13 protein-coding genes are annotated in these 14535 nt (G+C 57.2%); 2 read left to right on the top strand and 11 right to left on the bottom strand.

Features of this window, described 5'->3' with window-relative positions; all coding sequences use genetic code 11:
- Positions 1-152 precede the first annotated feature (152 nt).
- On the top strand, positions 153-1085 hold the full coding sequence (locus tag ABUK73_RS19365; RefSeq protein ID WP_353578726.1) for a helix-turn-helix transcriptional regulator: 933 nt from the start codon (positions 153-155) through the stop codon (positions 1083-1085).
- Here the strand turns inward: ABUK73_RS19365 and ABUK73_RS19360 are convergent.
- From ABUK73_RS19360 to ABUK73_RS19310, 11 genes are all read right to left on the bottom strand, one after another.
- A complete protein-coding gene (locus ABUK73_RS19360; RefSeq protein WP_353578725.1) occupies positions 1082-1969 on the bottom strand; it encodes a ribokinase in 888 nt (295 codons plus the stop codon). The two genes, ABUK73_RS19365 and ABUK73_RS19360, sit on opposite strands and share 4 nt — an antisense overlap.
- Entirely contained in the window at positions 1966-2841 is an 876-nt protein-coding gene (locus ABUK73_RS19355; RefSeq protein ID WP_353578724.1) for a MurR/RpiR family transcriptional regulator, read from the bottom strand. The genes ABUK73_RS19360 and ABUK73_RS19355 overlap by 4 nt, the downstream gene beginning before the upstream one ends.
- Positions 2838-3815, bottom strand: coding sequence for an ABC transporter permease (locus ABUK73_RS19350; RefSeq protein WP_353578723.1), 978 nt, complete (start codon positions 3813-3815; stop codon positions 2838-2840). The genes ABUK73_RS19355 and ABUK73_RS19350 overlap by 4 nt, the downstream gene beginning before the upstream one ends.
- 16 nt (positions 3816-3831) lie before the next feature.
- The gene (locus ABUK73_RS19345) at positions 3832-5358 is read right to left on the bottom strand and encodes a sugar ABC transporter ATP-binding protein (RefSeq protein WP_353578722.1); all 1527 of its coding nucleotides are present in this window, start codon (positions 5356-5358) and stop codon (positions 3832-3834) included.
- A 60-nt stretch (positions 5359-5418) separates the two neighbouring features.
- On the bottom strand, positions 5419-6483 hold the full coding sequence (locus ABUK73_RS19340) for a sugar ABC transporter substrate-binding protein (RefSeq protein ID WP_353578721.1): 1065 nt from the start codon (positions 6481-6483) through the stop codon (positions 5419-5421).
- A 78-nt stretch (positions 6484-6561) separates the two neighbouring features.
- Entirely contained in the window at positions 6562-7533 is a 972-nt protein-coding gene (locus tag ABUK73_RS19335) for a sugar phosphate isomerase/epimerase family protein (protein WP_353578756.1), read from the bottom strand.
- 231 nt (positions 7534-7764) lie between these two features.
- Positions 7765-8685, bottom strand: a complete 921-nt coding sequence (gene rbsK / locus ABUK73_RS19330; protein ID WP_353578720.1) for a ribokinase — start codon at positions 8683-8685, stop codon at positions 7765-7767.
- Positions 8686-8693: 8 nt separating this feature from the next.
- On the bottom strand, positions 8694-9617 hold the full coding sequence (locus ABUK73_RS19325; protein WP_353578719.1) for a carbohydrate ABC transporter permease: 924 nt from the start codon (positions 9615-9617) through the stop codon (positions 8694-8696).
- 11 nt (positions 9618-9628) lie between these two features.
- On the bottom strand, positions 9629-10738 hold the full coding sequence (locus tag ABUK73_RS19320; protein ID WP_353578718.1) for a carbohydrate ABC transporter permease: 1110 nt from the start codon (positions 10736-10738) through the stop codon (positions 9629-9631).
- Between the two features lie 102 nt (positions 10739-10840).
- Positions 10841-12502 carry a substrate-binding domain-containing protein gene (locus ABUK73_RS19315; protein ID WP_353578717.1) on the bottom strand — a complete coding sequence of 554 codons (1662 nt, stop codon included), beginning with the start codon at positions 12500-12502 and terminating at the stop codon, positions 10841-10843.
- 60 nt (positions 12503-12562) lie between these two features.
- Positions 12563-13624, bottom strand: coding sequence for an ABC transporter ATP-binding protein (locus tag ABUK73_RS19310; protein ID WP_353578716.1), 1062 nt, complete (start codon positions 13622-13624; stop codon positions 12563-12565).
- Between the two features lie 356 nt (positions 13625-13980).
- Here ABUK73_RS19310 and ABUK73_RS19305 point away from each other — a divergent pair, with 356 nt between their 5' ends.
- The gene (locus ABUK73_RS19305; RefSeq protein WP_353578715.1) at positions 13981-14421 is read left to right on the top strand and encodes an RbsD/FucU family protein; all 441 of its coding nucleotides are present in this window, start codon (positions 13981-13983) and stop codon (positions 14419-14421) included.
- Positions 14422-14535 lie beyond the last annotated feature (114 nt).

The following is a 14535-nucleotide window of genomic DNA, read 5'->3' as shown; positions in this document are numbered from 1 at the left end:
TCTCTCCCAAGTCGATCAAGGCGCGCGCGACTTTTGTCGCTCCCGCAGCCAAAACCGATCTCCTCCCTCAGTGTTAAGCGTCGTGTCGCAAGTTGTAGCGTGACAAAATCAAAATTTGCGACCAAGGTGAATTAACAAAGTTGAGGAAAAACATGGACGAAATTGAAGGTGGCATATTGTCTTCCATTCCACCAGCCGCCCTGCAGCTTAACTTGACGCGCGCCACCATCCGGATGGAGCATTCCCGGACATGGCAGATCGACAAATCCAATCAGGTAGATGATCTCATCATCTGCCTGGAAGGACAGGGCCATTATCTTGTGGATGGCGAGGCACGGGTTCTGGAACCAGGCGACGCCATGCTGATCTATCGTGGACAGCGCTTCGTCGGCTGGAATGAGCAGGCCACGACCTACAGGGGTGTCGCCCAGCATTTCTCGCTGGACATCTATGGCAGACACAACCTTGTCGCGCAGATGGAATTGAGGCCCAAGATTCGTCTGAGCCGATGGGCGCTTCTTGAGCCTCTGGTGCGGCACTACCGTCAAAGCGCGCCCCCCTCTTCCGTCACGCTCGGCCAGCATCATCTGTTCATGGTGCTGTTGATCGCCTTCATCGACGATGCTTTCCTTGGATGGACAGACCGCCCGAGTTTTCAGTCAGACGGAACCGAGGCCCTGGATTTGGCCGTGATGAAAGCCGTCACGATGATTTCGGCGAATCCCCTTGACCCTGACATTGCTGGCAAAGCCACGGATGCCGCACCCTACAACCGCGATTATTTCCTGCGGGAATTCCAGAAACGCGTCGGACGAACCCCACGCAAATACCAGGAATTCAAACGAATGGAGCGCGCAATGCATTTCCTCGAGGCGGGACAATCAGTTGCTTCCTCGGCAGCCGAGGTCGGCTACTCCGACCCCTTTTATTTCTCCCGCATGTTCAAGCGCACGCTGGGCTTGAGCCCCAGAGACCACATGCGTAAACTTCGCCGCAGCCAGCACGGCAATCTATTGGGCTTTGACGAACATGAGCAGGAGCAGCTTCTTTCGGCACAGCCCGATGGCCTTGGCGAACAGCGTTAAATCCTGTCAGCTTCAGGTGTGCCGACGAGCTTTGCTGCGGCTGCATTTGCTTTTTGAAGCGCCTCGTTCATCGTTTTGTCGGACGCAATTTCTGCAGCGAGGACGCCGATGAACTCATCTCCCGCCCCATGCGTGCTTTCGACCTTCACCTTGACGGCTTCGATGGCAATTTCTTCCCCGTTCTGACTGACATAGGCAACGCCTGAACCGCCTGCGGTGACAACGACCTCTGGATAGACCTTCGCGAGCTTCCTTGCAGCTTCAAGCGCGCCTTCAAGCGTTTCCACGACCGGAACGCCCGCCAGCATTTCTGCTTCGATAGCATTGACGACGAGGATGTCGATCAGCGGCTGGAGATCTCTGGACAAGGGGCGCGCTGGCGCCGCGTTGATCAGCACCCGGCCACCGGCCTGCTTGACGGCCTTTGCACCTAAGACATTGGCCGCATCGGGTATCTCGTTCTGGAGGACGAGGAGTGTCGTTTTGGACAGCAGTTCGCGAGCCGCGCTCACATCGGCTTCACCGAGGGTCAGGTTGCTGCCGGAGACGATAACCGCACCGTAATCGCCCTCGTCATCAAAAATGGCGACACTCATGCCGGTGGATTGGGAGGCGTCTCGCCGGACGAAGCTGTGATCGACGCATTTGCGTGCCAGATTGGCAAGCAGAAACCGCCCGAAATCATCATCTGCGACGGCTCCGATCATCGAGGTCGCCACGCCAGTGCGGGCTGCCGAGACCGCCTGATTGCCGCCTTTGCCGCCGCTCTTGGGGTGCCATGACGTACCGGTCACCGTCTCGCCCTTGCGTGGCCGTGATGGCCCCATGACGGCAATATCGTAATGCAGACTGCCGAAAACGGTGACGAGAGGCGAGGATGTCATGAAGGTTTATCTTTCCGTTTGGATTTGACGGCAGACATGGTCCGGTCAAGATTTCGTTCGGCCGATTGATAGTCGCGTTGCGCCACTGCCATGAAAACGGCATCGAGAATATTCAGCTGTGCGATGCGTGCCGCTGCGTTTTCGCCCATGAGCGGCGAGCCCTGTGCCGTGGAGCAAAGGACGACATCGGCGGCTTGCGCCAAGGCGGAGGAGTTATAGTTGGTAACCGCAATCGTCTGCGCGCCATTGCGCTTGGCAACTTGAAGTCCCTCGATGATGGCCGTCGTGTTGCCCGAATGGGAAAAGCCAATGGCGATATCGCCTTCGGACAGCAGCGCTGCCGACATCAGCATCATGTGCACATCGTCAAACACGCTGGCGCGCACGCCGATGCGCAGGAATTTATGGGCGACATCCCGTGCGATCTGCGCCGAACCGCCGACACCGTAAAAATCCCGGTGTTTTGCACCGTGAATGAGGTCTGCGGCTTTTTCGAACGCGACCATATCGAGGATCGAGAGAGTTTCTTCCAAGGCGTGGATCGATGTCCGGAACACCTTCTGCACGATCTCCAGCGACGTATCATCGACCGAGAGTTCCTGGTGCATTTCCGCTGTCGGCTGGCGGTTATACTGGCTGACGGCCGTGCGAAAATCGCGATAACCGGCAAAACCCAGTTTCTTGGTGATTTTCACCACCATGGCTTCTGACACACCGGCATCGTCTGCGATCTGTTTCAACGATGTCTCATCGCTGAAATCACGCATGGCGAACACGGTATCGACAACCTTCGCTTCGAGTGGCGTCAGCAATGGCATCATCATGCGGATGCGTGGGCCGACGGCCTTTGTGTCGAAGCTTTCGGAATTCATTCTCTTCCCCTTGTCGCACGATCAATCATCATGGCAACGAGGATTATAAGGCCAGTGGCGAGCAGTTGATAGAAGGCCTGAACATTCATCAACGTCAAACCATTGCGCATTGCACCCAAGATGATGGCACCCAGAATGGTCCCGAGAATGCTGCCCTTGCCGCCCATAAGCGATGCACCGCCTATCGCTGCTGCCGCGATGGCATCCAGTTCCCACAGATTGCCGAGAATGGGCTCGGCTGCGCCAAGGCGACCGATGAGGATAAGTGAGGCAAGTGCGGCCAGACCGCCGGAAATGACATATGCCGTGATCTTGGTGCGGGCGATGGGAACGCCAGCGACATAGGCCGCCTCTTCATTGCCGCCAACTGCCATCAGATATTCGCCAATGGGTGTCTTCTTGAGCAAAATCCACGCAGCAATGGCGACGACAGCGACGATCAGAACAGGGGTCGGAATGCCGAAGAGATTGCCGTTGAACAGCGAACGGAACCCGGCGGGAATGCCAAGAACGGGATTGCCGCCCGTATAGATCAGCGCGATGGCCCGGTAAGTGCTGAGCGTGCCGAGTGTCACAATGAAGGGTTGCAGGCCAACATAGGCAACGAGCGCGCCATTGACGAAGCCGCAAAGGACGCCAACGCCGAGACCTGCGAGGATTGCCAGCGGTATCGGCGTCCCCGCGACCAGCAGGCTGGCGGTGACGACCGCCGAGATCGCAGCTGTCGGGCCAACCGACAGATCAATGCCGCCGGAGATGATGACCAGCGTCATACCGAGCGCAAGGCAGGCATTGATGCTGGACTGCTGGAGAATGTTGACGAGGTTACGCTCGGAAATGAAGCCGGGAACGAGGGCCGCAAACACCGCCATAATGACGATGAGGCCGATCAACGTTCCCGCATCGCGCAGCGAAAACGAGAAGCGGCGGAAGGCCGGAGCGGAGGTAGCGGGCGCATTTGAAGTTCTGGTCATGGGTTGTCCTGTAGGTTCACACGGGTCGCGCAATGCGCGCGTCATCCGCATCGGCATTCGCCCCGGGAATGGCATGCGCGACAATCGCGCTTTCGCTCAGTTGATCACGCTCAATGGTCGCAGCAATCCGCCCTTCGCGCATGACCAGCACGCGGTCAGACAGACGGATGACTTCCGGCAGTTCCGAGGATACGACGATGATGGAATGGCCCTCACGGGCGAGGTCTTCGATCAGATGATAGATTTCCGACTTGGCACCGACATCGATGCCGCGGGTGGGCTCATCAAACAGCAGGATTTGCGACTTGGCCGCCAGCCAGCGCGCGATAATCGCCTTTTGCTGGTTACCGCCGCTGAAAAGGCGAATGGGACGATCCAGCTGGAATGGCCGCAGATTGACGCGCTTCAGCAAATCCTGCGCGGTGGCGCGAAGCTTGGAATTGTTGATCACACCGCCGGACGAGAAACTGCCGAGGGAGGCCAGTGCCATATTGGTGGCGACGGGACGCAAGGGAATGATGCCTTCGCGCTTGCGCTCTTCCGGCACCAGTCCGATACCGGCGGCGATGGCATCACGCGGATTGGCGAAACTCTGCTCCTTGCCGTCGATACTGATCGATCCCTCGCTTAAGCGGTCGACACCTGCCAGCAGACGCAGGAGTTCCGTGCGACCAGAGCCGACAAGCCCGGCAATGCCGAGAACTTCGCCCTTGTGCAGCGTGAAGGAGACGTCGCGAATTCTGGTGGCCGAAGACAGATTTCTGGCTTGAAGCTTAACGGTATCGGTGACAAAGGAATTATGCTCTTCCTGCATCAATTCGCGACCGACCATCTTGGCGATCACATCGGTTTCAGACACCTTGGCAAGATCAACGATGTCTACCAGCTTGCCATCGCGCATGATGCTGGAGCGTTGGCAGATGCGGAACACCTCATCCATCTTGTGCGATACGTAGATAATGGAAACACCGCTTTGCGACAGGCTGGCGATGACCTCGGCCAGACGATCGAACTCACTGGGTGTCAGGCTCGATGTCGGCTCGTCCATGGCGATGACCTTCGCCTTGTCGAGAAGCGCGCGACCGATTTCGACGATCTGGCGCTGCGCAACCTTCAGCGACGATATCGGTGCCGAGGGATCGATTGTTTTGTCGATCATAGCAAGTGCTTCAGCGGCGCGGGCTTCCTGTTCGCGGCGGGAGACGAACATGCCGCCCATATGCGTCAGCGAATGTCCGAGAAACATGTTCTGGGCGACGCTCAAATGCGGCACCTGCTGAAGCTCCTGATGGATCATCGCGATACCGGCGGCACGCGCATCCATCGGCTTTTTGAAGGCAACGGCCTCTCCGTCCACGAAGACGGTGCCGGATGTGGGGCGAAACACGCCCGAAAGAATGCGCAAAAGCGTGGATTTGCCAGCACCGTTTTCACCGAGAAGTCCGTGGATTTCGCCGGGAGCCACGTCGAAGGAAACGTCCGTCAGCGCGTTGACGCCGGGAAAGCTCTTGGAAATCGTCTCGAATCTCAGTCGTGGCGTCATCGTTCCACCTCTTGGCTAATGGAGATGCCGAGGATACGTCGGCATCTCCCTGAGCGTTGGTTACTTGGCAGTCTTGGCGTCTTCCATCAGCACGGCGCGCACATCGACGCCCTCGCCCTGATAGCGGCTGAGATTATCCGAAGTGATCAATGCCTGCGGGGTGGCGACCACGCGCGGCAATTTCTGACCGGCGACGAGACGCAGCGCAGTTTCGAGTGCGACTTCGCCCGTCAGAACCGGGAAGCTGTCCACCGTGCCGGTGAGTTCGCCTGCCTTGATGGAGGCATAAGCGTCGGAGATACCATCAGTGCCGAAGACTGCGACTTTACCAGCAAGACCGGCAGCCTTGACTGCTTCAACAATACCCAGCGCCATGCCGTCATTATTGGCGTAAAAGCCGATCAGGTCAGGATGCTGGTTGAGAATGTTGGTGGCCGCATCGTAAGATGTCTGACGATCCCAATTGCCGGGGACGCTGGCAACGACCTTGAACTTGTCGTTCTGGGTGATGGTGGACTTGAAACCGTCCGTGCGCTGAACGGCAGCGTAAACGCCAGCCTGACCTTCGACAATGGCAACCTTGCCGCCCTGCGGACGGTTTTCGATAAACCACTTGGCAACGCGCACACCGTTATCGCGCTGAACGTTGCCGACATAATGTTCAGCCTGCGGAATGACGGCATCGTTGACGTTGACGACAGGGATATTGGCGGCCTTGGCCTGCTCGATAACGGGCTGAAGATTGGCATCCGTCTGCGGCGAAACCAGCAGAACGTTATAGCCCTGCGTGATCATGCCCTCGGCAATCGTCAGCTGACCCAGTTGGTCGCCTTCGCTCTGTGCGGCCTGATAGGCGACGGGAACGCCGACCTTCTTGCCGAAGGCTTCATATCCCAGACCCAGCGAGCGCCAATATTCATTGGTCAGCGTCTTGGAAACCGCACCTGCCTTGGTGCCCTCAGGTAGTTTCGGGAAAGGCCCGAGCTTGGCTTCCAGCTGCGACCAGTCCATGCGGTCCTTTTCCGTATCGGAATTGAGCGGCGCAAGTTCCTGCGCGAAAGCTGCGCTGAACAGGAAGCTGGCGGCAAGCCCGGCAGCCATTGTCGTCTTCAAAAAGGTTTTCATCGGTTTCCTCCCAGATGGAATGTGTCGGCACGCCTTCGGCATGCGTTGTGACGAGGTTTTTGGATTTTCTTGCGCAGATCAGCCGAGTATAAGCTCCTGAATGACGGCCTGCGCGGAAACGGCATCCTGACGTTCAATGGCACCAGACAGGCGATTGTCCTGCTCGATCCGATCCACCACTTTCAGCATCCGCTTGACGGTCTGAATATTGACTTCGCATTCGTGAACCGGGTCGAGGCCCGTCATGTCAGGGAATGTGTCGAAATAGATTGCGCCATCATAACCATCCTTGCGTATCTGGCGCAGAAGCTCGATCGTCTGCTGCGTGTGAACAGCGCCGACCATCAGGCCGTCATCACGCTTGGCGTAACCGTCATTGAGGTGGACACCGAGAACGCGACTGTAACGGGCAATCAGGGCGGCAGCGAAAGCAGGCTGCTCATCAGCGTAGAGCACATGAGCGAAGTCCAGCGTCACGCCAAGGTTGGGCATATCCACGTCTTTAATGGCTAGAAGCGTGGTCGCGCAATCGGGCATCAGGCTATAGGAACGCGGCTCGTTCGGCTTGTATTCGATGCTGACGAGACAATCCGGATCATGCGCGCAAACTTCACGAATTCCATCAATCTCGTGTTGCCACAGCGTGTGGTAATCGGCCTGGAAGGCGTAGTCGAAACCATCCTGCCCCAGCCACAGCGTCATCAGGTTGCTGCCAGCAGCGCGCGCGGCATCGATACCCTTCTTCGTCAGATCAATCGCTTCACGCCGCACAGCCGCATCAGGATTGGTGAAAGCACCGATCTTGAAAGCCGGATTGGTGTAGTAGCGCATGGCAAAACCATTGATCGCAAGACCGAGATCGCCGATCTGGCGTGCAAGAAGTGCCGGATCATCGGCCACATGGTCGGGATAATTGAGGTCGAGATCCGTCAGACCATCAACCTTTGCAGCACGCTTTGCCATCTGCAGCATGGTTGGCTTGCCGGAAAGTTCAGGCCACTCGGCAGCAGGCTTCGAGGCGAAGGAATTCAGTCGGGTGGCGAATTTCAATTGGGTCACTGGTCTTGCTCACTTCGGTCGTTGTTGGCGCAACTTCACAAATTAAAACTATTTTGTAAAGCTATATATGTTGTGCATCGCATCAATTCGTTTTGGGCACGCCACTTTTCGACCTTGTTCCGCGCCCTCAAGACGCGCGAAATCCAGCCGCCAGAATTCCGGCAGCCCTCAATGGTTCAGGCATGACAAGGGCTACGAATTGCGCAACCAAATCGGGTGGCGTCAGCGCGCCATCACGGCCTCGATTTCAGAAAGCATCGGCATTGCGGGGGCCGTGCCACGCCGAGTCACGGCAATACCGGCAGTCGCACAACCGAATCGAACCGCCTGAAGCGGCCCGGCACCACGTGAAAGGGCAGCCGCAAAACCACCCACAAAAGCATCCCCCGCGCCGGTCGTATCGACGGTCGGACCACAGGAGACGGCGGGCACATGCACCGATTGCCCCGGCGCATGAAACAACACGCCCCGCCCGCCAAGTGTGATGATGGCCACACCGACTCCGCGAGACAGGAAAATGTCGCCAGCACGTTCGGCATCATCAAGCGTATCGATGGGAAAACCAACAAGTGCTGCGGCTTCCGTCTCGTTGGGAATGATGAAGTCGCAAAGGCTGTAGATGTCTTCCGGGAAGGCCTCTGCCGGGGCTGGATTGAAAATCGTCGTGACATTGGCACTGCGTGCGATTTCCAACGCATGGTGTGCAGCCGCGACCGGCTGTTCCAGCTGGGTGACGAAAACGGCAGATTGCGCAATGGTATCGCGTGCCGCCTCCACATCGCCAACGCCGATCGTACCCGCGGCTCCCGCATAAACGATAATGGCGTTATCGCCGGTGCTGTCATTGACGTAGATAAACGCAGCCCCGGTCGGCTGATCATCCATGACCTTCAGCTTCGCCGTCACTCCGGCCTCTTCATAGGTCTTCAGTGCCAGATCGCCGAATGTGTCGCGGCCAATCTTGGAAATGAACGACACCTGCGCACCGGCCCGCGCCGCCGCAACGGCCTGATTGGAACCTTTGCCGCCCGGACCAACCGAGAAGCCGCTGCCTGTAATGGTTTCTCCCAAAGCGGGCATACGTGGTGCGAGATAAGCGGTATCGGCAACAAAAATACCAAGAATGGAAACGCCAGATTTCATTCCAGACCTCATTTTACGGCCCCTGCGGTGAGACCCTTCACAATGTAACGCTCTAGGAAGATACCGACGAGAACGAGCGGCATGATGGCAGCGGTCGCAATCGCTGCCATCGACCACCAGTTGATACCCTGCGACCCCGTTTGGCTCGCCACCATGACCGGCAGCGTCTTGGCATTCGAACTCGTCAGCAGAGCTGCGAAGAAATATTCGTTCCAGCACAGAATGACCGACAGAATGAAGGCCGCAACCATGCCGGGCAAGGCGATGGGCAGAACGATGCGCAAAAATGCACCCCAGATCGAGCAGCCATCCACCAGTGCTGCCTGCTCCAGCTCCACCGGGATCGTGTCGAACTGATCGCGCATGATCCAAATGACGATGGGTAGCACCATCAGCGTGTAAACGAGGATAAGGCCGACCAGCGTGTCGAGTAGCATCAGATGCTTGTAGAGAACCAGAAACGGCATCGCCAAAACCACGGGTGGCAGAATGAGCTGCGACAGGAAGAAGAAGGAAATGTCCTTGTTCTTCATCCAGAGGAATTTGTAGGAAAACCGGCTGAGGCCATAGGCCGCCAGCGAGCCGATCAGCACCGCCAGAAACGATGCGCCAGCGGAGGCAACGACACTGTTGAGAAAACGGCGAATGAATTCGTCGCGAACCGTCGATTGCACAAAGATCGTATCGGGCGAGAGACCCAGTGAGCGCCAGCCCTTCCAGTCCGGCGTGAAGTCAACAAAGGGAATGAGATGGCCCTGCGTCACATTCACCGCCGTTTTGAAGGATGTGGTGATGGTCCAGTAAATCGGAAACAGCGACACGAAAGCCCACAACACCAAGGCAGCATAGATCAGCAGACTGCTGGTCAGGAACTGCGGACGGCGGGACCAGAGGCTTGGTCGTGGGGTGGATGTTTCAACATGTGTAGCCATCGGCTTCAGCCTCAATTGTCGCGTTGCATCCACCGGCTCGCCCCTTTGAGGATGAGCGCGACGAAAATGATGATGATGACGAGATAGAATTCCGCAAGCATCGTGCCGTAACCGACATTGGAGCGATCGCGATATTCACGGAAGATGAAGCTGGAAACGGTATCGGTCGCCCCGCCCGGTCCGCCCGCCGTAACGTTGATGACGATATCGGCCAGCTTCAACTGGAAGATGATGCGCAGAATGATGACGGTTATGCTGACCGGCAGCATCAGCGGAAAGGTGATTTCCTTGAAACTCTGCCAGCCGGAAGCACCATCCACCTTCGCCGCCTCCTTGATTTCGGAAGGCAAGGCCTGAAGGCCTGCCAGCAGCAGGATCATCATGAAGGGAATGGAGACCCAGGCATCCATGGCCATGATCGAGGTCCGCGCCAGCCATGGTGTCGAAAAGAATGCCGGATTGTCCCAGCCCAGATGTCGCGCAAGCGTGGCCGCCGGTCCGAAACGATATTCCATCAGCGATTTGCCGATCATCCAGCTGACGGCAACGGGGCTGAGCATCAGCGGCAGCAGAAACGCTACACGGAAGAATTTGCGCGCCCTGATCTCCGCGTTCAGCAGCAGTGCCAGCCCGAAGGCAATGGCATATTGGACCAGCACCGACAGAACATAATAGACCATGTTCAGCAGCGCATTCCAGAAATAGCGATCCGCAAACAGTGTGCGAAGATTATCCAGCCCGTTGAAACGGCGTCCCGCCACGGCACTCAGGTTCCAGTCGGTAAAAGCGATATAGAGGCCAAAGACGGTGGGAAAGACCACCATGGCGACGGTAAAGAGAACAGCAGGCAGAACAAAAGCCGCTCGTTGCCCGGCCTCACCGCGGATCATCACTTGCGCTGCGCAAAGTGCCACCGCCCAGATGATGTAGGCAAACAGCAGCGGTCGCCAGCTGACGAAACCAAAGGCCGTGATGCCCGCCACGTCAGCTATCTGTGCGAGGAGGACGCCAAACAGCAGCACCGTAGCCGCCACCAGCAGAAGCTTTCCGCGCCGTGCGGAGCTGGGTGGAACGATGGTCCGCTCCACGGGGCTGATGGTTTGCGTAATCGTATGCGACATGGGCAGACCTCTGGGCTGGTGAGCCGAACGGAAGACTTAGTGACCCAGGCGGCGAAAACCCCGCCGCCTGAGCTATTGCAAACTAAAAGCCCGCGACGGGCATCATGCCCCGAGCGAGGCCTTGTAGAGTGCAATCTGCTTGTCGCGCCCAAGCTGATCCGTCAGCTTTTCCCACGCCGCAGCGATGGCGTCCGCTCCAGCCTGAGCGCTGGCCTGACCGGCAAACACCTTGGCAAGCTCATCTTCTGCGATGCTGTAATATTGGAAGATGCCGGGAATACGTGGCTCGATGGCAGCATTGGGGTGGTTGTAGGAGTTGGACTGAGACGCGAGGTAGTTCGAAATGAACGCCTCGTCATAACCCGCCGTCACCCATTCCTTGATGTCGAACTGGCTCTTGCGATAACACTGGAAGCCGGATGGATAGGCCGCCGTCCATAGCGCGATGTCCTTGCCGCCCAGATGGGCTGCTGCGCTCCAAGCGGCCTTCTTCTTTTTCTCATCGCTATCGACCCTCGACATGACGTAAACGCCCCAGCCGAGATAAGCCATGTTCGGCGCATGGTTCGGGCCGCTGGCAAGCTTTTCCCATTTGCCGGTCTTCGAATTATAAACATCGTCAGAGCCCGGCAGAATATCAAAGCCGATGGTATCGCCCACGACAGAACTATCGCTGGTGCGTGCGGCAGCCCCCACATCACCCCACCACGAGACCATCGAGCCTGTTCCAGCCAGAAACTGCTGGAAGGCCGTGGTGCCGGGGTCGGCGTTCAGCTGGTCACCCGCTTCCGATGGCAGCGCATCGATAACGTCCTGAATGGCGCGAACCCAGGCAGGGTTGTTGATGCGCGGCTTCATCGTGTCGGCGTCGAACAGCCACGCCTTGTCATCCGGATGTTTGGCATAGGCGGTGGCACGGCTGCCGAGGAAGTAGAATCCAAAACCACCCCAAGCCTTCGGCGCATCGAGATAGCCGATGGCATCCCCACCGGCGACAGTCTTGCCCTTAAGGAATTTGGTGACTTCCTGAACCTTCTGCCAGGTTTTCGGCACACCCCACTCGCCCTCATGGCCCTCGTCCTTCCAGGCTTTGGCAAGGTCGGCATCGGTGAAGTAATCGGTGCGGTAATTGAAGTTGTGGCAGTCGCCATCGACGGACACGCGGTAGGTCTTGCCATCCCACGTCCCGACGGGTGCTTTCAGGTAATCGACATAGTCATCCATGTCGATCTGGGCCTTGACCCAATCCGGCATTTCTGAAGCCAGCCCCTTGCCGCAGACATCGCCTTCGAACGGCGCGCCCATCTCCAGAATGTCGAAATCGACCGTGCCGGTAGCGATGGCCTGTTGCAGACGCGGATTGTAATCCGCCTGCGCCAGATCGATCCAGGTGATCTTGGCACCGGTATAGTCTTCCCATGGCTTCAGGAAGCCGCGGAACAGAACGTTGTGAAGGTTCTGGTTATTGAGGCCCATGAAGGACAGTTCGACACCAGCAAATTCGCCCTGCTTGACGTTCTTCTTCGTAGCCTCCAGGCACATCTCGCCAACCTTCTGCCAATCGGCATCGGTTGGAGAGCCCTTGCCAACACCCGGCACCTGCAAAATCTGCGTGCGCAAAGATGCACCCTGCGCGTAAGCTGCTCCGAACGGCCCCAGCATACTGCCTGCGGCGGCCACAGCACCAAGGCTTGCGCCCGTCTTCAAGATGGTACGGCGGCTTAAGCCGATCGCCATCATTCTCTCGAAATCACTGACTTTCATGCGGTTCTCCTCCCGTTGATTTAGAAATCGTCGCGTTTCTCCTCCCGCGACGAAAAGACTTCACTCCAGCCTCAGCCCGCTTTCCCCATCGAAAAGATGGACCAGCGCAACATTTGGCGTCATCGCAATCGTGCCGCCCGCTGGCTCTTCCACGCGGTCGCGAAACACGCCGATGATCTTCTGCTGGCCGAGCTTGGCAAAGACCTGCGTTTCCGAGCCGGTCGATTCCACCACCGTTACCTGCGCGCTAACGGCACCGCCGAGCATGAAATGCTCCGGCCGAATACCGTAAAAGGCAGACTTTCCATCAGACCCGGCAGGTACGCGTGACAGCGGCAGGCGAATGCCATCATCCGTCTCGAAATAGGGTTCAGCGACACCGCGAATGTGGCCCTTGATGAGGTTCATGGATGGAGAGCCGATGAAACCGGCAACAAAGGTATTTGCGGGTCTATCATACAGCGTCAGCGGCGAGCCGATCTGCTCCACGCGCCCATCGCGCAGCACGACGATACGGTCGGCCATGGTCATGGCCTCAACCTGATCATGCGTCACATAGATCATCGTCGTTGCAAGGCGACGCTGCAGTTCCTTGATCTCAGCCCGCATCTGCACACGCAGCTTGGCATCGAGGTTGGAAAGCGGCTCATCGAAGAGGAACACCTTGGGATCGCGAACAATGGCGCGCCCCATCGCCACACGCTGGCGCTGGCCGCCGGAAAGCTGGCGGGGATAGCGTGCCAGATAAGGCGTAAGATCAAGAATCTCAGCGGCCTTATGCACGCGTGCATCGATATCCGCCCTTGTTTCTCCACGCATTTTCAGCGCAAAGCCCATATTCTCGGCCACGGTCTTGTGTGGATAAAGCGCGTAGCTCTGGAACACCATGGCGATATCACGATCCTTCGGAGGCAGGTCATTGACTACCTTTCCGTCAATCTGGATATCCCCGAATGTAATTGGTTCGAGCCCCGCCACCATGCGCAACAGGGTCGATTTTCCGCAGCCGGACGGTCCCACCAGAACGACGAATTCGCCGTCGGGTATTTCAACGGAAACGCCATGGATAACCGTCAGGCTTCCATAGGCTTTTCCGACATTGACGATGTTCATCGATGCCAAAAGCTGCTCTCCTCCCACGGCGTCGCACTCCCCGCGACACTGCGCCTCCCTGCGAACAGGCGAGTACAGCCCGCCAGCCATACTCGCCATCATCATGTTATCCTTGGGAGGACGCATCCGTTAGCGAACTTCACACATATTTGCATTTTTGTAAATTATAGTTTTGCTAACTTTTCGAGAATTCTTTGAATTCTCCAGGGAACAGAAATTTTTTTAGAGAATTAACCGAAAACAATACTCACACAGCGCGATATTGCCGCTGCCGCTTGCGCATCTTGATCTAAAGCAATTGCAGACATTACAAATATGATATAGTTCGTGAAGAATAAGTCTGCAGTTCCTGGGAGGAGAAAGCAGTGCTCAAAGGGATCGACCCCATTATCAACGCGGAACTGATGCATGCCCTGATGTTGATGGGACATGGCGATCAGTTGGTTTTATGCGATATCAATCATCCTGCACAAACCATCGCGCGTCAAACAACTTATGGCCGCCTGATCGATGTTTCCGGCTGCGGCCTGAAACGTGCCGCAGAAGCCATTTTAAAGCTTTTCCCGCTGGACACATTCGTCGATGCACCAGTCAAACGCATGCAGGTCGTCGGCGACCCCGACGGCCAGGTTCCGATCTTCGCAGCCATACAGGCGGTCATCGACAGTTCCGAGGGCAACCCCGTTTTGATAGAGCCGCTGGAACGCTTTGCGTTCTACGAAGCCGCCAAGAAATCCTTCGCAATCGTCAGAACTTCCGATCCCGGGCCATACGGCTGCTTCATTTTCAGCAAGGGCGTTTGCTAGGCTTCGGGTTTATTGGTCAGCACTTACTTCCTCGCGCGACTTCTAAGGTTTTCGCAACGTCGCTTGTGCAAATCCAGTAAGATGAACCGCTTGTTCGAACTTTACTCCTTCAAC

The organism is Agrobacterium vacciniicorymbosi (assembly GCF_040427045.1).
GTDB lineage: Bacteria > Pseudomonadota > Alphaproteobacteria > Rhizobiales > Rhizobiaceae > Agrobacterium.
This window is presented reverse-complemented; position numbering and strand designations above follow the sequence as displayed.